The sequence below is a fragment of the Snodgrassella sp. W8158 genome (assembly GCF_016100435.1).
In the GTDB taxonomy this organism is placed as follows: domain Bacteria; phylum Pseudomonadota; class Gammaproteobacteria; order Burkholderiales; family Neisseriaceae; genus Snodgrassella; species Snodgrassella alvi.
This window is the reverse complement of sequence record NZ_JACFSM010000005.1, coordinates 1-19333: the sequence shown is the minus strand read 5'-3', so window position 1 is coordinate 19333 and position 19333 is coordinate 1. Positions and strand designations below refer to the sequence as shown.

Annotated in this window: 19 protein-coding genes; 1 reads left to right on the top strand and 18 read right to left on the bottom strand. The window is 40.8% G+C overall.

Annotated features, from left to right (window positions below):
• Positions 1-17 precede the first annotated feature (17 nt).
• The 18 genes from H3V11_RS09905 to H3V11_RS09820 form a co-directional block, all read right to left on the bottom strand.
• On the bottom strand, positions 18-431 hold the full coding sequence (locus tag H3V11_RS09905; RefSeq protein ID WP_174830900.1) for a hypothetical protein: 414 nt from the start codon (positions 429-431) through the stop codon (positions 18-20).
• Positions 431-6964: a DEAD/DEAH box helicase family protein gene (locus H3V11_RS09900; RefSeq protein ID WP_198224750.1), complete on the bottom strand. Its 6534-nt coding sequence runs from the start codon at positions 6962-6964 to the stop codon at positions 431-433. The genes H3V11_RS09905 and H3V11_RS09900 overlap by 1 nt, the downstream gene beginning before the upstream one ends.
• A gap of 19 nt (positions 6965-6983) precedes the next feature.
• Entirely contained in the window at positions 6984-8342 is a 1359-nt protein-coding gene (locus H3V11_RS09895) for a hypothetical protein (protein WP_198224748.1), read from the bottom strand.
• Complete coding sequence (locus tag H3V11_RS09890; protein WP_198224746.1) at positions 8339-8827, bottom strand: hypothetical protein; 489 nt, start codon at positions 8825-8827, stop codon at positions 8339-8341. The genes H3V11_RS09895 and H3V11_RS09890 overlap by 4 nt, the downstream gene beginning before the upstream one ends.
• 181 nt (positions 8828-9008) lie before the next feature.
• A complete protein-coding gene (locus H3V11_RS09885; RefSeq protein ID WP_198224744.1) occupies positions 9009-10592 on the bottom strand; it encodes a hypothetical protein in 1584 nt (527 codons plus the stop codon).
• Between the two features lie 7 nt (positions 10593-10599).
• Positions 10600-10848 (bottom strand): hypothetical protein, encoded by a 249-nt coding sequence (locus tag H3V11_RS09880; RefSeq protein WP_198224742.1) that lies wholly within the window; start codon positions 10846-10848, stop codon positions 10600-10602.
• Positions 10841-11668, bottom strand: a complete 828-nt coding sequence (locus H3V11_RS09875; protein ID WP_174830894.1) for a hypothetical protein — start codon at positions 11666-11668, stop codon at positions 10841-10843. The genes H3V11_RS09880 and H3V11_RS09875 overlap by 8 nt, the downstream gene beginning before the upstream one ends.
• Positions 11649-12368, bottom strand: coding sequence for a hypothetical protein (locus H3V11_RS09870; protein ID WP_198224740.1), 720 nt, complete (start codon positions 12366-12368; stop codon positions 11649-11651). The genes H3V11_RS09875 and H3V11_RS09870 overlap by 20 nt, the downstream gene beginning before the upstream one ends.
• Positions 12369-12440: 72 nt before the next feature.
• The gene (locus tag H3V11_RS09865; RefSeq protein ID WP_198224738.1) at positions 12441-13136 is read right to left on the bottom strand and encodes a helix-turn-helix domain-containing protein; all 696 of its coding nucleotides are present in this window, start codon (positions 13134-13136) and stop codon (positions 12441-12443) included.
• An 85-nt stretch (positions 13137-13221) separates the two neighbouring features.
• A complete protein-coding gene (locus tag H3V11_RS09860; protein ID WP_198224736.1) occupies positions 13222-13662 on the bottom strand; it encodes a RusA family crossover junction endodeoxyribonuclease in 441 nt (146 codons plus the stop codon).
• Between the two features lie 105 nt (positions 13663-13767).
• On the bottom strand, positions 13768-13908 hold the full coding sequence (locus H3V11_RS09855; RefSeq protein ID WP_198224734.1) for a hypothetical protein: 141 nt from the start codon (positions 13906-13908) through the stop codon (positions 13768-13770).
• A gap of 369 nt (positions 13909-14277) precedes the next feature.
• Positions 14278-14571, bottom strand: a complete 294-nt coding sequence (locus H3V11_RS09850) for a DUF1364 domain-containing protein (RefSeq protein ID WP_198224732.1) — start codon at positions 14569-14571, stop codon at positions 14278-14280.
• 2 nt (positions 14572-14573) lie between these two features.
• Positions 14574-15173, bottom strand: a complete 600-nt coding sequence (locus tag H3V11_RS09845) for a DUF1367 family protein (RefSeq protein ID WP_198224730.1) — start codon at positions 15171-15173, stop codon at positions 14574-14576.
• A gap of 146 nt (positions 15174-15319) precedes the next feature.
• Positions 15320-15589 (bottom strand): hypothetical protein, encoded by a 270-nt coding sequence (locus H3V11_RS09840; RefSeq protein WP_198224728.1) that lies wholly within the window; start codon positions 15587-15589, stop codon positions 15320-15322.
• Positions 15582-16397: an ATP-binding protein gene (locus H3V11_RS09835; protein WP_198224726.1), complete on the bottom strand. Its 816-nt coding sequence runs from the start codon at positions 16395-16397 to the stop codon at positions 15582-15584. The genes H3V11_RS09840 and H3V11_RS09835 overlap by 8 nt, the downstream gene beginning before the upstream one ends.
• Complete coding sequence (locus H3V11_RS09830; protein WP_198224723.1) at positions 16391-17245, bottom strand: hypothetical protein; 855 nt, start codon at positions 17243-17245, stop codon at positions 16391-16393. Before H3V11_RS09830 ends, H3V11_RS09835 begins: the two co-directional genes overlap by 7 nt.
• 84 nt (positions 17246-17329) lie before the next feature.
• Positions 17330-17569: a helix-turn-helix domain-containing protein gene (locus H3V11_RS11910; protein WP_370570184.1), complete on the bottom strand. Its 240-nt coding sequence runs from the start codon at positions 17567-17569 to the stop codon at positions 17330-17332.
• A gap of 66 nt (positions 17570-17635) precedes the next feature.
• A complete protein-coding gene (locus H3V11_RS09820) occupies positions 17636-17839 on the bottom strand; it encodes a carph-isopro domain-containing protein (protein ID WP_198224721.1) in 204 nt (67 codons plus the stop codon).
• A gap of 138 nt (positions 17840-17977) precedes the next feature.
• On the opposite strand from H3V11_RS09820, the gene H3V11_RS09815 reads away from it, so the two are divergent.
• The gene (locus H3V11_RS09815) at positions 17978-18682 is read left to right on the top strand and encodes an XRE family transcriptional regulator (protein ID WP_198224719.1); all 705 of its coding nucleotides are present in this window, start codon (positions 17978-17980) and stop codon (positions 18680-18682) included.
• The last annotated feature ends 651 nt before the right edge of the window (positions 18683-19333 follow it).

The following is a 19333-nucleotide window of genomic DNA, read 5'->3' as shown; positions in this document are numbered from 1 at the left end:
TCAGTCTGCGCAGCTCATCATGGTTTTTCCTGTATATCACTATCATAAAGTGTCCAGATATTACCCAGCTCATCAATTTGAAAGCTATTGCTACCCTTCAAATAAGCTTCCTTATAAAACTCCCTGAACTGTTCAGCGGCAGCAATAACGGCTGCTTCACTGGCAAAATTACCATAAATGCCGGCTATCGGATCATTGATTAACTCTTTGCCTAGTTCGGCATGGTGATTATTCAATACCTTTTTCAGAGCCGGCCAGTAAACGCCATACTCCAGATACACCAATGGATTCTTGGCAATTCGCTTGATAATGACATCAGCGGCAAACTGTACAAAGTCGGAATTTCCGGTATTGGTTTTTAGCTCGTCGGCTAATCGGGCAGCTTCGGTATTTGCCTGTTCCTCGGTAATCATATACTGGTATTCCATCATCAGTTCCCCTCTTCAATATCAAGATTAAATTCTGAAATAAGTTCAGAATAATTTTCCTGTAAGTATTGCCACATTTTACGCTGGAATATCCAGACATTATTCGGTGCTTTGGTCGCTTTGTCTATGACTTCATTATCCCTTGCACGTCCTTGACCTGATTTATTACGCCAGCCGATTTCAGAACCGGCACGCTCGGCAATCATGCGGAAACTGTCTGCATTATCGTCCAGTGCCTTTTTAGCCTTCCAGGTATCTCCGGTCATATAAACATAATCTTCCGGCGAGCTGACCTTAAACCGTTTACGCGCCTCTTCAACAGCAGCTTTAATTGGCTGGTATTCCTGTTCCATTAATTTACCGGATCTGCCGATTGAAAAATCATCAAAGTTGGGAATGTCTTCAAATAAATTTCCCATTAATTCTCTGACCCAGCCGTTAGCAATTTCTGTGACCGTATCCATCGTTTCTGCTGCATTAATCTGGGCAATAATATGATCAGCCCGTGATTTATCAGGAGTGAAGATCAGATCTCTTGAAAATCCCAGTCCAGGTGAAAAATATTTCAGGCTGAAACCCATATCTTTAAACTTAAGATTAAATTTTTGCGCAGCATTTATAATTTTAACCACAAAATCTTCTGATTCAATTTTTATAAAATTATCCAGATTATCAGTTTCACATATACTTCCTTGATATTTTGCATATAATTTCTGCTGTTCTGCTACATTTTTCCATTTCTCGATACTGTCTGAAGCAGCAAAGTGATTTATATACTCAGGATTGAATACATAAGGGAAAACACCGGCAACATCCAGAAAATATTCTTGCGGATCTAACTCATGTGTTATTTTCATGTCGGGTAACATGGCCTCCAGCTCAGGAATATACTGAAAAGCATAATCCCAACTGTTACTAACCTTATTGTTATTCATAGCCAGACATTTTCTGTCATATTCGGCCAGATACTGCAAAGCTTCCTGATAGCCTTCGCCATTTTTTTCAATCATGGCGACTATATTTTCCGTATTATACGGAGTTGCAAAGAAATAATTTACCGGAGTGGGTTCGCTTGAAGCAGGCCTGTCTTTATCAAAATAGCGCAAAATCAAGGATTGATTCCGGTTTAAACACAGTAAGCGATAATAGACATTACCATTACTATCAGTGAATTTAATCAGGCCGCCTACACCTATTCTGTTTTCCTTATAAGTGACATACTGTCCTTTTTTCACATCCTCAATAGTATCGTTTGTATAACTGCCCTCCAGACTAAGAGATTTATTCAACTCTTCCTGAGCCACATGCTGCATGCGGCGATTGGTTTCTAACTGATTCTTCCATTCACGCCGGATCTGTGAATCAACACCTTCACGCAACTTAAATTTATCACGATCAATATAGAAGAATTTGTCTGAATTAACAGAAGTTATAAAGTCATCATCACTCTCTGTATCGTAAGAATAGGCCTCAATAACCTCTTCAGATAACTGACGACGTTTATTCTGCAAATCGGTTAATTTATCCTCATAACGCTTAATTGTCGCGGCACTGGTTTTTTTTCTGCCTGCGTTTTCTATGGATCTTTTGACGTCCTGAATATCACGTTCGATACCAAATAATTCGTTGAGATATTCGCGGCCAAAGTCCTCCAGATTTTCGTTTTTCTTTAAAAAGATAGCTGTTTTCTGGCAGGTTTGCAGATTGACATTCTGACTGTAGCGCGTCTGAGCAATACGTTTGGCACGGGCAGCATCGTCAATACGTTCCTGAAATGTTGCCATGGCGGTTTTATCACCTACCATGCTGATCAGAATATCCTGCTGTTCACGGGTAAGGGATCCGGTTATGACTACCTGATCGCTTTTATCGTCTTTGAGTAAGGTATTAATCCAGTCGGATTTTTTATTGACCAGTCTGCGCCGGTAAGTATCAAAAGTACCGTCTGCATCGTAAAAATATACCGTTACCTTGCCGGTCAGGTTCCCTTGTCTCACTCCGCGACCGTTACGCTGGTGTAAACTGTCCGGTGTCCAGCCGATAGTTAGGTGATGTATGGCCTGACAACCTTTTTGCAGGTTAATACCGACTTCGGCTTTTTTATTGGCAATAATAATCTGATATTTATTGTCCTCATCACCAGCATTAAACCCTTCTTGCACATCCAAAATCTCATCTGGCTGTGAATTATACTGACCGGAGATAAAGGTTATTTTACCCGCCGGTATACCGCAATGTTTCACTAGCAGTCGTTTAATTTTGGTGTGGCTGGACAACATGTCACAGAAAATAATTTGTTTGACGGTCTTTTGTGAGCGGCGTAAACCATCAATTCCGCGCGGGTTGGCCATTTCAGTTTTAACATTATCGATTAACGCTGCCATTTTTGGCGGAATGCTCATATCCGCATTTAATGACAGCTTATCCATAATCGCCTCAAAAGCCATCTGAGTATTGAAGTCGTCGGAATCCAGAATAATCCGTTCACCATCATATATGGCAGTTACCTGTACGGTATATTCAGTCGCAATAATTTCTTTGTTTTCGTCCCTGAGGATCGTTTCTTTCAGCACATTTTCAGGAGAAGTAAATTTTCCCAGCCGAGTGCGCTTGTCTTTCAGTTTTTTATTATTGAATTGCGTGCAGACTTGTTCTGCGAGTGATTTATCGTCTGTATAGTAAAACGTCGCCCTTTTATCCAGATCAGGATCAACAATAAGATTATTCATTTTGTTAATCAGGTTAAAGGGAGCCGCCATCAGTTCTACCGGTTCCCCTGTTTCACTGCTGATTCGGTTAAAAATATCCAGATCTTCCGGATCGACAATTGCATCAATTTTGGTTTTTGATGCCAGTACCATTTCTTTGGCAACTGAATATGCCACTTTATATTCATGCAGGCGATTGCTGGTGTCATCTGATAGCTTAATTTCTGTTTGCTCTTCTTCTGCGGAGGGTAGGAAAAAATCACTGCCGACTGATTCTGCATCCTCAATTACAGCAACATCCTTAATCAGACTGCGTAATGCAGCCAGATTGCGTAAACCGGTAAAGGTACGGTAAGACTTCATATGACCGGTAATTGACATTTCCTGTTCTTCACTGAAATTACAAACTGTATCCATGAATGCATCTGAACCTGTTGCACCGAGCATAATACTGTTTATACGTTCCTCACCTTCGGTCAGTGTGGCCATGGAGAAGATTTCCAGTGGTGAGTTCGTTATTGGTGTTGCCGTCAATCCCAGAACACCAGTACCATTATTTTGCCGGCGTATGTACCATGCTTTGGCTTGTGCATCCAGTCCCATGCTCGAGGCTATAGGTGTACTGAGAAATTTACCGCCTTTAAAATCGACTATTTCTTTTGAGTTTTTAAAGGCGTGACATTCATCAATGACCAGTGAATCAATTCCTAAATCTTCCAGATAAGGTGCTGCCGTCGCATCTTTTTTACCGCGAATCACATCTGTAACTTTGGCCAGCTTGGATTTTTTCTTTTCTTCCGCCGCCGCACGTATTGCTCTGGCATAGGAATCATCTACATCACGCAGGTGATTTTCGTATTTATCGATAGTTTCATCTTTCAGCCGGATACGTAAGAATGCCTCATAGGTCATGAAAATCTTTTGGTGCCGGTTTTCCATAATCCGGTTCAGGTCTGCATCATAATCAGCCGGACGAACTACCGGATTTCCTTTTTTATCGACGCTCAGGCCGACAAACAGACAACCATCACTGCTACTGTATATCGGAGCTTTATAACCTGCCTCACCCTTGGATTTCTCACCTCTTACGGCTTCTTTGTACCAGTTAGAAAGTACATTATTCGGGACAACAAACAGGGTTTTCTTTTTTAAGCCCAGATTATGGTTGTACTGGACAGCTAATAAAGCAGTGGCTGTTTTACCAAGTCCTACATCAAAACTGTTGATACCGCTGAAATTTCGCGCCATACGGCGTGCGAAGGCATTCTGATAACCGTGGAATTTCCATTCGGGACTAATTCCGTCAACCTGAAGCGGTGAACGGTCATCAATCTGGCTGAAATAAATGTTTTCCGGTTGATTGGCAATACTTTGTAACCGGGCCATAATCTGCGGATTAGCTTTAACCCATGTATTAAACTGAGTGTTATAACGCCGGATCATCTCATCCAGTTTATTTAACGCTTCCTCCTGGGTATACGGTTTCACATCCATACTGCCCAGTGTAACCGTACCATTTTTCAGATAGTCGCCGACACGGTTTTTCAGTTTATCTTCAAATGTAATGTAGTTCTTTCCGGACGTATCAATATCAACAAAATATTTTTTATTTTGCTGGTTTTGTTTTATTGATGACTGATCAGAGATAAACATCTGAACAAATTTCAATAATTCCTGCGGCTGTATCATGGGACTGCGCATGTCAAAAGCCATACGCTGTAAATCCATTTTATTTGAACGCTGATACGCGACATCTTTCATGTGCTGCAATTTATCTTTGATTGCCGCATCTGTGGTTTTAGCTATTTCCTCATCCAGTTTATGCAGTACCTTGGCCAGATTACCAACAAAGAAATCATCTGCGGATATAACGGATTGACCATCAGCAGCGATTATCCAGTCATCATCGTGTAACGGGTCGAATTTACCACCATCGGCAGTGACAATAGCACGAGCTTTTTCAATATCAATATTAAGGGTGCCGGTAATATATTTATTTTGTTCCAGCTTTTCTTTAGCAGCCAAATCAATTTTAATATCTTCAACTTTACCTAGCCAGTAATCAGAAAATCCTGCTTTACCACGGTAATGAATTCCAATGAATTTAACCGCAGCACGACTGTTCGCATCTATACTGGTGTCGGTTTTACAGCGGTAGTATTTGCGCATGGCTTTAGCCAGAACCGGATACAATGTAACCAGATCATCGCCATTATTTCCGCTATCTGCCTGTACCTGCTTACAGGCTAAACCAGTTGCAATAGCCGGGAATATGTCTGTAGCAGTAGTATTTTCATTCAGGGATTTAAATACATCTGCTGCCCATTCGGGTATATTCTGGCTCTGACAGGTTTCATTCAGATAATCTACCGCTCCTTTAAACTGTGCCCATGTCACACCAGTATTGACTGCTTCAAGCGGAGTGCTGATTTGTGTAACCAGTCGCATCAGCTCTGCTTTATCGTCACTAATAACCGTTGCTGCTGCATCTGCCACCCATGTACCATTTTGCAGCGTGAGAATCTCACCATTCAGGGCAAGGGTGTCTCCCTCACTATAGGTTATTTCCGGTGTTTCGGCGGCATTGAGCAAGTCCAGATTAATACGGCTGTCTGTGCCGAATTTATGTATTAATTTAACGATATTCTGAACACTGTCATCGTTAATGACACGATCTATATCTCTGAATTTGGCAGAGTTCTTTTTGACAAATTCACCCAGTACGAATCGTTTGCCTTCACCTTTAAAATACTGGCCGTCGACAAACTCGCTCCATAAAACATTCGTTTCACGCAATAAGTCGTTATTGATACCTTGTAGCTGATCGATAGCATCGAGCACAGAACGGCTGTGTTTTTTGAATACCACTATATCAACAATAGTGTCTGCATGTGCACTGCCAAAAATCTTATTGGGCAGCCGATACGCGCCTTTAAATTCGGCCAGTAACGATAAACGTGTTCGTAATTTCTGATCATTCCCGCTTTTACCGCTAACAACACGCGGGGGAACAACAAAACAGGCAAGGCCGTTTGGCTTGAGTTTGGTTAATGCACGGCGCATAAAATAGGATTCCAGACTGTCTTTCTGAAATAGGGAATCCTTGAACTGATTACCACCGCGATCACTATTTTTACCAAAAGGAACATTGGCAATAATGGCATCGTGCGTTTCATCCGGCGTACTGGCCGCATACTGTTCAAAGGGTGAAATAGTCACACTCTGACCAACACCACTATTGACCAGTTGGTTAATACCACCGGATATACCGTCCAGCTCTACTGCATCCATGACCGCATCAGGCGGACTGGTTGCTGCAAAAATACCGACACCGGCACACGGATCTAATACACGGCCGCCTTTGAATCCCATTTCTTCCATCAGTGCCCACATAGCGTTAGCGACTGGCTTAGGTGTGTAATATTCATATGCACTACCCTTTTTACCATCGGCAGAGGTCAAATTACCACCATTGCCAGTGTATTGAGCCAGTATGCTGCGATCCGCATCCGTTACCTGATCAGCACGGCGACTGCCTGATGTGAATTGTTTAAGCAGTGCTACTGCGGCATTATTGGCATCCTGCCGCTGTTTGCGTGTCTGGTTTTCTGTATACGAATAAAAAATACTGGTGTCTTTCTTTTCCTTTCGTGCCGGCGTTTCCGTCTGTTGTTGAGGACTGTTACGCATACCTAGGAGAGTACGTAATCTCTGTACTTCGCGGATTAACCCTAGTTTTTTAAGCGGGCTGGTCTGCGCATTACGCTTCAAAATCGTATTTTTGAGTTGATTGAGAAGTCTGATTTTTTCTATGCTATTTAATGACATCTGGAACCTGTAAAACTAATTAAGCGGATAACTTATCGAGCGCATCTGTCTGCTCAGCATAAGCATTCATTGCGTCTACTAGTAATTTCTCCATCTCTGCATTTCCTGAACCTTCATAAATTCGGGCAATTTGTTCTAATCTGGTATCAAAATCAGGTGCTGTTATGTCTTCGGTTCCGGCAATAATATTTTGCAAAAATTGCTTATCATCTTGAGATGCCGGTTCTGTGGTTGGTGCCGTTTTTTCTGAATCTTTCGCCTGTTGTTGGATCTGTTTAAAGCTATTAATCTGATCTGTTAACTGCTTAAGAATCTCCCTTTTAGCGGCAATCCTTTCTTCTGTAACGCGAAGATTTTCCTCACGCTTTGCCCGCTGTGCATTTGCCTCTGTAAAACGCTTGCTGTTTTTACTTGCCAGTTTCATGGTACGACGACCGATTTCATTAATATGCTGATCTTTGCCATTCTCTGGTGCGACCAGAATAGTGATATCTTTTTTATTGAGCATCCACCGCCATGCAATCAGATTGTCATCAGGTTTTAACTGATTCGGTGTTTTATCCGGATTGTGCAGAAAACAAGTAATAACCTGTCCATCAGTAAGCTCAAACACCATAGCAACATTGGTAGTACCGTTTTTTTTGAATGGTTTTGAAATCTGTACACCTTCTGGTGCAACCTGTAATGAATCATCACCGCAACGATTAAAAACACGGCCGAATGTAACTGCGGTCTTTTCTAGTTTGACTTGAGGCACTACCAGTGCATCTAAAACGACCATCTCGCCCTTCTCGTTATAGATTATTTCTTCTATTACAGAATCAAATACAGGTGCTTCCAGTAATTGTTCATCCGCATCAGTATGCCGCATATCATATAAGGCTCTGGCTGCTGCAATATCGGGGTCTTCCCAGTCGAATAAATTTTGTTCCATGGCATTCTCGCTATCAGTATCAAAAGGAAGTGATTCAATGGTGGCCGGCTTTTTCTTATCGCCATATTTAAGCCACCAGCTCAACTGTGCTGCTGTACAGCAAACAATACTTAGCGGTATGAAACTGGTGCATTCTGTATAAACAGACGCAGCATCCTCTTCGGATAAAAAACCAAGCATGACTTTATGCTCATCAAAGCCGCCATCTTTGCTTCGCTGATTCAGGATATAAACCGTATTTGAATCAGGAAACTGCCCTATATAACAATCAACAGGCTCACCATCTGTGCCTTTGGTATCAGAAAACTCGCCATAGCTGGCATTAGCCATATAAACAGGTATTACTCCGGGCTTAATGCGATAGCCGCCAATAGGAACTTCCACTTTTACCGGCATACCGTAATAACTGGTCAGTAAACCTTTTATGTCTGTGGTGTAATTCATGCGGCCTCCGTCACATCGATATTGGCTAATATTGCCCTTTTCTCTGCTATTGCACGATCTAGCATTTCCTCTTCTTCAGCAAACAGAATCTCTTTACGTTTTTGTGTTGATTTCATTCCTTTCGGCAGTTCAATCTTTTTTCTGCTCTGTGCACGCTGAAACTTAGTTGAGTTCTGATCTACGATTTTGATAACTTCGATAATGGCCCGTTTAATATCATCCTGTTCCTTAAGCGGTATCACCTTTTTATTAAGTTTCACCTGAAAAACGTCACCAGACTGTTTAACCCGTAGAACTACTTGCTGACTGTCATCGAATACCAGATATATCTGACGATAAGAGATACCGTTTTCTCGCTTTAAATTGCCCTCAACCCATGAGGAAGCAATATTGGCACCGGCTCGCTTGAAAGCAGTAAGCAGCTTTTTTGGTGCTGTTTTAGGGTTATCTGTTAGATCTTCCCATGTAAATAATGTGTTATTCATTAGTTTTAATCCTGATACAAATCCTGAACAAATTATTGCTTATACAACTGTGTGAATTTGCCGGTGTTCCCTTGCTTAGAGGACATAAAAACACGGTGTCTGAAATTTCTCAGACACCGTAAAATGAGGATTGAATAAATAGTAGGGATTAATCGGATACGGATTAGCTGTAGGTATTTTGTTAAGTCTGGGCGGCTGCCAGTTCTTTCTGTTCTCTCTGTTTTCTGAGCTGTTCACGTAAAGCTCGGCGTTTTTCCTGTTTATTACCAAATACGCCAGCTCTGTCACTGACGTTATAATGCACACGCTCAAGAAAAGCGAAACTGAATGAGTCTATGATATCGGGTGATGGAATACCCTTTTCGCGCATCTTTTGCTTACTCATCATTTGAAATCGGGTTTTTTCTGTAAATGAATATGGTAAATGGGTGGCCTGATAAATCATGGTTTCTTTTATCTTGCCGTCTAAATGCGGTAATTTACACCGGCCGTCTCTGATAGCATCTCGTAATCCGACCATAGCCTGTGCCCGCAGATTAATAAACCGGCTTTTATTTTCTGTTTTGAAACACGGATTTCCCCAGCTTACCCGTTGCACATCCACACCCTCATCTTCCAGATCTTTGCACAACTGCAACCCGTTACCACCGGCATCAACCAAAACACGGGCGTTTGAAAGTTTCTGATACTCCTCAATGATTCTTCCTCTGAACTGGCGCATATCAATACTGTTGCTGTACACCAGCAAGGAGACAAACTCTACACGGCGGGCATTACCATTACCAATGACTTTAGCCAGCACACAGACGGAATAGTCACGATATTCGCCCATTGCAACGTCACATAGCAAAAACCAGCCATATTGTTCATCTTCCCCTATGATAGGTTTATTCTGTCTCAGTGCGCGATTTATCATCCGGCGGTTGATAAGGGTTTTTTCCTCATCTTCGGCAAACTCACCCAGTACACGGATACGGTATTCTACCGAATCACGACCACCACACTCTTGTATCCGGTCCTTTATCCATTTCCATGATACATGCGGCGCATCTTCCGAATTAAAGCGCAGATTGACCCAGCCATCATCAGGCTTGTTTAAATAACTGAGTTCATGATGTGTCTTATAGAAAAAACCTACTGTTTTAGTTCCCTGACTGAGCAATAAGGTTTTATTACAGTCCTGTGTCTGCGTACCCATAATCACAGCAAAATGACTATCCGAAACACCAGTGGCTTCGTCGACAATTACAAGCTGATTAAAGCGGTGTTTACCGGCAATAGCAACTGAATCAGAATTACCAAGCGCAATTTTATGAATAAACCATGTTTTCTTATAGCCAGTGATATACCAGCTTTCTGTTTGATCATTTATACGTTGAGTTAGCCAGTCCAGTGCGGGAATTGATTTCATGTGGGTTAAGCGGTCTGTCATTTCTTTCCAGACACCGTCTGCTACCTGCTGTAAAGCCGCTGCACCAACATAGATATTGGAACCTATTTCCTGCTTACCGTCATAAACAGAAACAGGAAAACAGGTAAGAAACCACAGACAAATACAGGCAACGGCCGCAGTTTTACCGGTACCGGTACCTGAAACTACGGATACTTTTGCACGCGGGTCTTCCATGGCTATGGCCAGTTTCTGCTGATCCGGAGTTAAAGACAACCCGCATATATCAAAACAGAATCCGACCAGGTCATTCTGATAACGTTTCACGAACTCGTGATAAACCGGCAGATTGATTATTGAAACCTTACGACTCATGAACTGCTTATCTGCCCGCTATGGTTTTTATGATTGCCTGACAAGCATTTCCAATAGTTTTGGTTATAGAGTTTGCTGCACCGGTAATCACAGACAGTATGGCTTCAAAACGCTGCTGTTCGAGGCTTTTCTTATCGGCATTCTGCCATTCAGACGTTTGTGTCAACCCAATAACCTCAGTCACAGTTAGACTGAGTGTTTCCTGATAAGAGTTGTTTTTCAGTTCAAGACAACATTGTGCAAACATTTCACGCATCTCTTTGCCATAACTGACGCGCTCCTTCATTGAACAGGGCATTAAAGAGAAACCGGAAGGACGGCATGCCATCCTCACCTCCTTCTTTCTGACATTCCAGACAGAAGCCGGAATCGCATTCGCGTAAAGCAACAATATGGTCCAGATATTGAGTACCGGCATCAAATGCCTGCATCAGTTCTTCATAATGAGTTTCACTCATGGATAGAATCAGATTGGCATTGTCTGTTATATATTTATCTATACTGACACCAGCTATTTCCAGTGCCTGATTAAACGTAATATTCAGCGGCAATATCTGTGCTGCTGCTGTGGCAATACGCCATACTTCGGTCTTATTGGTGGTGTTTTTGATATAACCGCCTAGTACAACCCGTTCAATGGCTTCCATCCATTCACCAGTAAGAGGCAGCATCCATAACCTATCAGGTTCATCAGAATCAGCATCAAGAACAAATTCATATTTTAAAAACGGCTGTTCATGCGGTTCAGCCAGTAAACCTGGTGCTTTTACCGGATAATCTTTATCTGTTATCAGGTAATCTTCTATAGTTGCGCCGGAATCTTCATCTACCACAATATTCAGGTTAGTGAAGTTAACGTTATAGTAATAATGAATCATGGCTGCATAGCGTTCCTGTGCAGTCCATTCACTTACGGGCAGACTGGTGTCCGTAACAATACCCTCTAGTGCTCTGGTAATTCCTCTTTCATTGAACTCAACCGGAATATTGCATAAGTCAATAATGTCCCCGATACTCAATTCCCGAAATTTGGCATGAATTCTGGAGGTAACAAAATCAGTTATAAATTTCTTCATTAGAATTCTCCATATTTTGCACTTCTTGTGCGATCAGCATTCTGTGTTCCTGAGCTTTTCGGGCAGCCTGTAGGCGGTTTTCTGCACCAAGTTTCGCCAGTTCTTCAAGTGCCTCTGGTGAAGCATCCACTTTGGTTTCAACACTGATATTGTTGCCGTATGTATTTCTGCCCAGACGGGATAATGTCCATTCAATTGATTTGATTATCAGTTGTGAACGTAAAACAGACTTCACGTTTTCATCCGGTATTAATTTACCGTCTGAAGTTTCTTTCATTACAATATCAGTGCTTGAATCGCGTGCTACACGGATTCGTTCATCATGCATTTCATCCATGTGCGCTTGGCCGGCCGTGTTATATAATTCAGACAAGAAGCCTGATTTATCCTCTGCCATCCAGCGATAAAAGGTTGCTCTTGTCGGCATACCGGGCAGCCTTAGAACATCACTTAACGTTCTGAATTCACCTGTTTCCTCATCTACTTTCAGCCATTCATCCAGTATTGTTAAGAACAATTCAGGACTAAACCGCTGCTGTTTCTTACGTTCTTCTATTATTCTGGCAACCTCTTCCACTCCCTTTTCCAGTGAGTTCTTTTTAGTCGCTGCTGCTTTAGTTTTTGCAGATTGGGTACGTTTACCGGTTGCCGGTGGTTTAGATTTTGCTTTATTCGTACGGGGTGGCTTTTTTACTTCCATTACTGTCTCGCAGTGCATTTATTACTGATGGCTCGCGCGCGCGCGTAATAGCGTGTCTCTTTTTTCAGTATTTCACTGTTCTGACACATTCAACTGACTGAACAGATCATCCTTAAGATACGGTTGCGCGCGCTGTTCTTTAGCGGTTTGTATTTGCCGGGTAACTGTCTCTGTAGATTTTAAAGAAGCGGAAAGCTCATTTATTAAATGTTCCACTTTTGCACCGTTACGCAAATCTGGCCATTCTTCAGGATTCAGTTCAATCATTCGATTTATGGCATCCAATAACTGTCTGGATAGTTTGAGTGTCTGCTGCTGTGAGGAAATAATAAGGAGATAATTTTTCATTTCAGTATCCATAGCATCTGCAAGACAGGCTAGATACTGTTGGCTGGACTGGATAATGATTCGTTTGATATGAAAAGCGGCTCTGGTTTCTTCATCTTCACTGATAAAGCCAACGAGATAATCAAGGCTGACACCATATAATTCAGCCAGTTGAACTAACCAGTAAATCGGTATCGGTTTTTTTCCGTTTTCCCACTCACTGAAATGAGATTTATTGAGGCCCGGTACTTTGTCACAAACATCTCTTGAACTTAATCCGATTTGTTTTCGTATCAATAAAAGACGCTGACCGATCAGGTTGCTCATCGCATAAACGCGTTCGCGTTTCTGATTTTTTGCTAATTGCTTATTCGGACTGCCGGTAGTTGCGAAAACTACTTCTTCAGCATTGTGGACATCACCTACAGGATACTGCTTCATACTCAACTTTCTTAAAACTACCATAACCATAACGAAAACCAATTGCACCATTCAGTTATTCATTATTTGTTTGTAAATTTGAAAGTTATGCTCCTTTCGTAATAACCGGTTTAATCTCTACATCCACGCCCGGTCTTTGTCCGGTAGTGCAATACTGTTTGATTACCCGTATATCTATAACCTGAACATCATCTTTATAGACAATGCCGTTCATGGCATCCAGAACTGCTTTTGTGATGTTGTCGCTATCCGGTTTTTTTACCGGGTGCAGTTCACCTGACAAAGCCTTTTGTTTTTTTCTTTTTGTCCAGCTCTCAGGTATAGGAAATCTGGCACAGATTGATACTGCAACAGCTTCATCGGTTATTTTCCATCCTTGGCTGTATGCAGCAAGAGACGCTACATCCCTGATCAGTTTTTCATACTTTCTTGTGTTTTCCGGTGTATAAGCATGGCCTGATCGGGTAATTCTCGGACGTGCTTTCCCATGAGGCGGACCATCTATTACAAACTGCAAATTACTCATATTTCACCTACTAATTTAAAACATTTACAACTTCGAATATTTGCCATCGTATGCCTACGAAACGTAGGCGGCATACGTTTCTTATGCCTACGTTTGGCCGTAATATTATTCAAGCTCCGTACCAGCCAGAAGCCCTGCTTCGACTTGCAGAATCAAGTTAATTGTTCCCATACCTATGATTCTGGTCTCTGGCATAAGCAGTTGCTGAATATCTTTTACATCCTCAGTGGTAATTTGGTTATTCATTTTTACTTCCTGTCTATGGTCGCAGTGGTCTATTGATGTATACATGTTTTCTCCATAGCCGGCTTAACTTGCATCTGCATCTATCTTTATGAAACCCGTTATTGGCTTTTTTAATTTTCTTATTCCGTATATAAGCTTAACCCGTATAGTAAGATTACCCAGTATAGGCTGCTTTAAATCTTGAGCCTTGAATACATACAGAGGTATGATCAGTTTTTTGAATATTACGACAGCAATCTTATGCAGCCATGTAAGGTTATATCTACAGATTATTCTTGGATTTTCAAAATTTGGAGCGATGTATACAGGGCAAAACAAAAACCAGCCAGTGTGCGTAAAGTCAACTCTTTCAACTTCCATTTTTCTACCTCAGTTTATTTGTATCAGATTATTTGCATTCAATAGCAGTTGCGTCCTCAGTACCCCCTCTGCGTGGCACAGGCGCGCGGTTTCTTTATCCAGTATCGTTGTTCTTCTATCCGCCTCATTATGGCAGGCACTGCATGCGTATGCGCCTAATAGATCACTGGGTTTAATTCCGGTACCGCAACTGCCTGCCAACCTGTAATGAGCGAAAACCACTGTTTCAGGATTACCGTTACAAATACCGGGCATGCGCACCTGACATTGCTGTCCTCGTGCTGATCGGGTTATTTTGCTCATGATTAATTTCCTATAGATAAAAGCTCATCAATAGCCTGCTGCGCCTCATCTTCACTAGAGAAGCGGTTACATAAAATCATGTTCCAGCAAACGGTGAAGCAGGCTTTATAGAAGGCGTTAAACTCGTTCTGATCCATACTGGCAAAACTGATTGATTTAGGTTCTTTCACTACGCCAGCCGGTGTTACGCAAATATTAAAATATCCGGCTTCAATAGTTAGCCAGCGACGAAATGAATTAATGTCTTTGTCTATAACGGGTAGTTTTTCGGCGCGCTTTTTAGCCAGTAAGTTAAGTGCTTCCTCTGCGGCTTTAACAATAATGCCTTTATTACCGGCGAACTTATCCAGCCTCTTTGCTACCCACAGCACCACAGCCCGTTCTTTAGGGGTGATAACTCCGCCTGCCGGTTGCCAGTAATCAAAAGCAAAAGGCAGTAAGCCACCAAAAAATAAACGGTGATGAGGCAGGCTCCGGTCTTTTTGTCTTGTTACTTGTATCTTTACCGGTTGGCCAATCTTAACTTGCTTGAGACTATCGGCATCAATCGCTGTAACTGGTCGGAAGCTGCCATCAACCGCCTTAACTGCTACTATTTCCATGATTAAAATTCCTCATGAGTGATATTGTTCATAATATGAAGTGCTCGATTCCTTCATACGTCCCAAATAGATCAGCATTCATCTCTTGTTGCCCTCAGTCATAGAAAGCAACCACACATGCGCTGCCTCTTTGATATATTTAATTTTCATTTTTTACCTCTACGCTTCTCAACATCCCGAATGAATGCTTTCATTGCCTTTTTATTTTTATTTTTCTCCATTCCGCACCAAATAATTGGAATTGCCAAAAACGGGAAAAACAGGATAAATATCAAGATAACAGGAGCAAATACACCATTGGCTTCTATAAATCCTTTAAAGTTTATGATTCCATCCCAGATAGGCTTAAATATTGCCTTTAGCGTGTCCACCCATATAAATACCCACACCCAGAAAGCTAGTTTTAAGTTAGCCACGATAAGAATCCCAGTCAAAACCAAGAATTACTCCACCGCCTTCCTTTATGCGGTCGTAAATTCGTTCACCTAGCGCAGCCTTGAGCTGGTCTTTGTTCAGGTTGCTAATAAAAATGGTCGGATTCATGTTCTGATAACGAGCATTAATAACATCAAACAACGCCCGGCTTTCCGCGTCTGTGCCCGATTGAATGCCTACCTCGTCAACTATCAGCAGGTCGTAATTTCCAAACGCTTCGATAATTTCCGTTTCTGAATATTTGGTGTTGTAGCTTTTTGATTCTCTAACCAGTCTGTTGATTTCTGAAACACTGGAAAATCTCGCTGTACCACCATAGTGTTTAATGACATGTGAAGCCACCGCGCAGGCAAGATGTGTTTTGCCTGTACCAGCTTTGCCAATCATTGTTAAACAACGTCCGGAATGTCCTTGAGGCTCTTTAAATTCTTTTAAAAATTTTTCAACGTTGTTAATTATCTCTTTTTGCTTTTGACTGTTCGATTTATAGTTGTCAAGCGTTTTACCTTGAAAGCGTTTAGGAATACCGGAATTGCCTAGAAGCTCATCAATCCGCCTGCTTTTACGTTCTTTCTCTGCTTCCTTCAGCTTCTTATTTTCATCTGCAATTCGCTTTTTTTTGCTATCACGTTCGCAACCAGGGCAATTAGTTATCCTGCCGCTTTGGTATGTTGTTTGTTTATATCTGCCATGCTTACTGCATGTAACAATATCTTTTTTCGTCACTGCGAATTGCGGTAATTTATCCAGTATTTCGTTTACTGTTGTCCATTCGTTTGTTTCTACCATGACAGCACGCCTCCTTCCGTATGCTTTGGAATTTCTTTAACGCTAGGCTTAGGGTTGTTTTTAACGCTTGGCTTAGTTGATTGAGTTTGATTATGGCTTTCGAATAACCACGAAGCAGAAAACCCTTGCCAGTTTCTTTCTATGCATATTCGTAAAGCATTCTCAAGCGTTAACTTAGCCTTATTCGCTTCTCGTTTGATTCCATCTAACGCCGTTTGAGTGAGAGGCGCATTTTTTGCTTTGCGTATAGCAATAAAATCACTGGCAATCTGTTCATCTATGCCTTCAGCCAAGAGTAGCTTCATGCCTTCATTCCAATTTTTCTGATTTATGGCTTTTTTGGCTTTTTTGGCTGTTTCGGGTTTTTCGGGTTTTTCGGGTTTATTTATATTTTTATTATTATTATTCTTTTCTTTGTTAGAAGTATTAGTATTTATTAATGCACAGGGATTTTCCCCGTCGGGGATTTCGCCTGTCGGGGATTCTTCCTGTTTGGGATTTTCCCTATTGGGATTTTCGCTTAAATCATCACTGGCAGCCTCGGAGTTTGTAATTTGCGGAGTATCATAAACTAAATAATCAACCTCACCAGTCGATCTTCGTTTCATGATTACATAGCCTGCTTCCTTCAACTCTTTCAGCATTGCGTATAACGCATCTGTTTTTGAATGTTTCCGGCAGCCTTTAGTTTCATTTTCCAGAGCTTTAACAATTACTGACCAGTCATCCGGTTTTGAAAGTAAAGTACACAACAATCCTCTGGCATCAAAAGATAATTTGCCGGGCTGAAAAATTATATTACCAACCACCGTAAATTTATCCTCACGCTTTGTTCTAACTACAGCCATAACTTACCTCTGCTGTTTCTGTATCTTGATTATTCAAAATCTGAGTTGTCCTATTGGACGTTGATTTAATACTCATATTTCACCTTAATTTAAGCTAACCAGTGAGTAACGCGCGTATCGTTTCCCTAATATGTCATCTTTTATGATTAATGAATTGATGACATAGCCTTGCTGTCGTAAATCGTAGATACGCGCACCCAGTCTCAGGCAATTGAATTTGCGCAAGACTTCTAAGAGCGTTAAAGCGTTTCCTGCCTGTAGGTAATCTAAAATCTGCTTGCTTTGTGAATAATTTTCGTTGTTGTTAATAACATTTTCTTTCACAATAAAAACGATTAATCGTAATTAATTAAGACTTTATTTATCTGAATAATAAAAATTATTTTGCATTTAATTGTTTGCATTCTTATACGCCTCAACTAATTGCTCAGATGTAATAGATGGAAAATTCTTAAGAATTATTGGAATTTGCTTAAGTGGGATATAGCCCTTTTTCTTCCATTGATGGACTGCTTGTGCAGACACGCCCATTAATCTGGCCAGCGCAGCCTGTCCGCCGGCCTGATGAATGATATTCTGGATAATATCAATCATTTTTAAATTTTCCTCAAGTTTTAATTGATTAAAGATGATAAATACTTTATTGTAAAAAATCAACTTAAACCTGATTATTGACGTGAATAATATAGCAATTTACATTGTTTGAAACTAAAAGAGACGCTAGGAATATTAATGAACAACTCAAACACAATTCACAAGCGAATAGAGCTGGCAAGAATTAGAACAGGAATGTCGAGACTGCAATTAGCAAAGATAATGAATGTCAGCCCTCAAACTGTACACGCATGGGAAACCGGAAAAGCTACACCGCGAACTTCAAGATTGCTAAATCTTGCAAAAGCCTTGATGGTAAAGCCGTTATGGCTACAGGCCGATGATATAATCGCAGATAATCAATCTGTGGATGATGGCCTGCTTGCGATTCCTCTAAATGCTACTCAGCCCGAAGTCGCACAGGTGCAGACGAATACGCATACCCCAATTCATATGTACGATATCAGCTTAAATAATGACTTTATGGATGTTGAATGGCTTCAGAGAAAAGAAGAAGAGCCAATATATTTTAGGAATACATGGTTTACCAGCAGGCACATTAACCCAGACAATTTAAGAGCTATCCGAGCGCAGGGTGAGAGTATGTCCCCTATGATCGATAATCAGGATATTGTGTTAATAGATACTGAGGATAAAATCATTAATGACGGCGAAGTCTACGCTGTTATTTTTGATGGCAGTTTTTACTTAAAAAAAGTAAGAAAGACAGCAGTAGAAATATTATTAATTAGTATCAATCCGGCATGGGAAACGATATCTATTCCAATCACGGAGAAAAATAAACTTAATATCCTGGGTCGTAAAGTTTGGCGTGGCGGATAAACTAAATATCAACTTAATGGTCGCATATGCGGCCATTTTTTTTGGCCACCAGATACCAAAAATGAAACAAATTTAAAAATAACTTTCTCATTTATTCAAATTTTTATTTTTTAAATATGCTTAAAACCTAACAAAAAAGCAATTTAAATCAAATTGAAATTTAAAATTTCTTTATTATTCAAATTTATAACAACTTTTACATTTTTAGAAATTTAAAATTATCAATTTTTAGTTGATTTTTAAATTTTCCTAGTTTACTATTCACTCATACCAACCGCATCGGCTCAGGGTAGCGGAATATAAAAGCCCGAGGCAAGTTTGAAAGCTTGCTGGCAAGCCGTTAAGCCCTAGCGGGCAGCCAAAACAAAATTGGTAAGTTCATGTAGGACTTACAGACAGAAAAGTCTAAAAATCCAAAGAACTTTATGAAAGGAGAACGACTTTAAATATTAATTTTTGATAGATTTATGAAACAACAAAAGTTAAGTTAATATTAAATTTTTAAAGAAAGGAAATGTAATGAAAACTTACTATTTTTATAAATTATTACTTTAAATTCTTTTCCGTACTTTAAGTTGATATACGGGCGAGCTAGTGAGTATGCCTGTTGGGAACATCGCCCGACCAGATTGCTAGTGCTGCAAGTTTCTA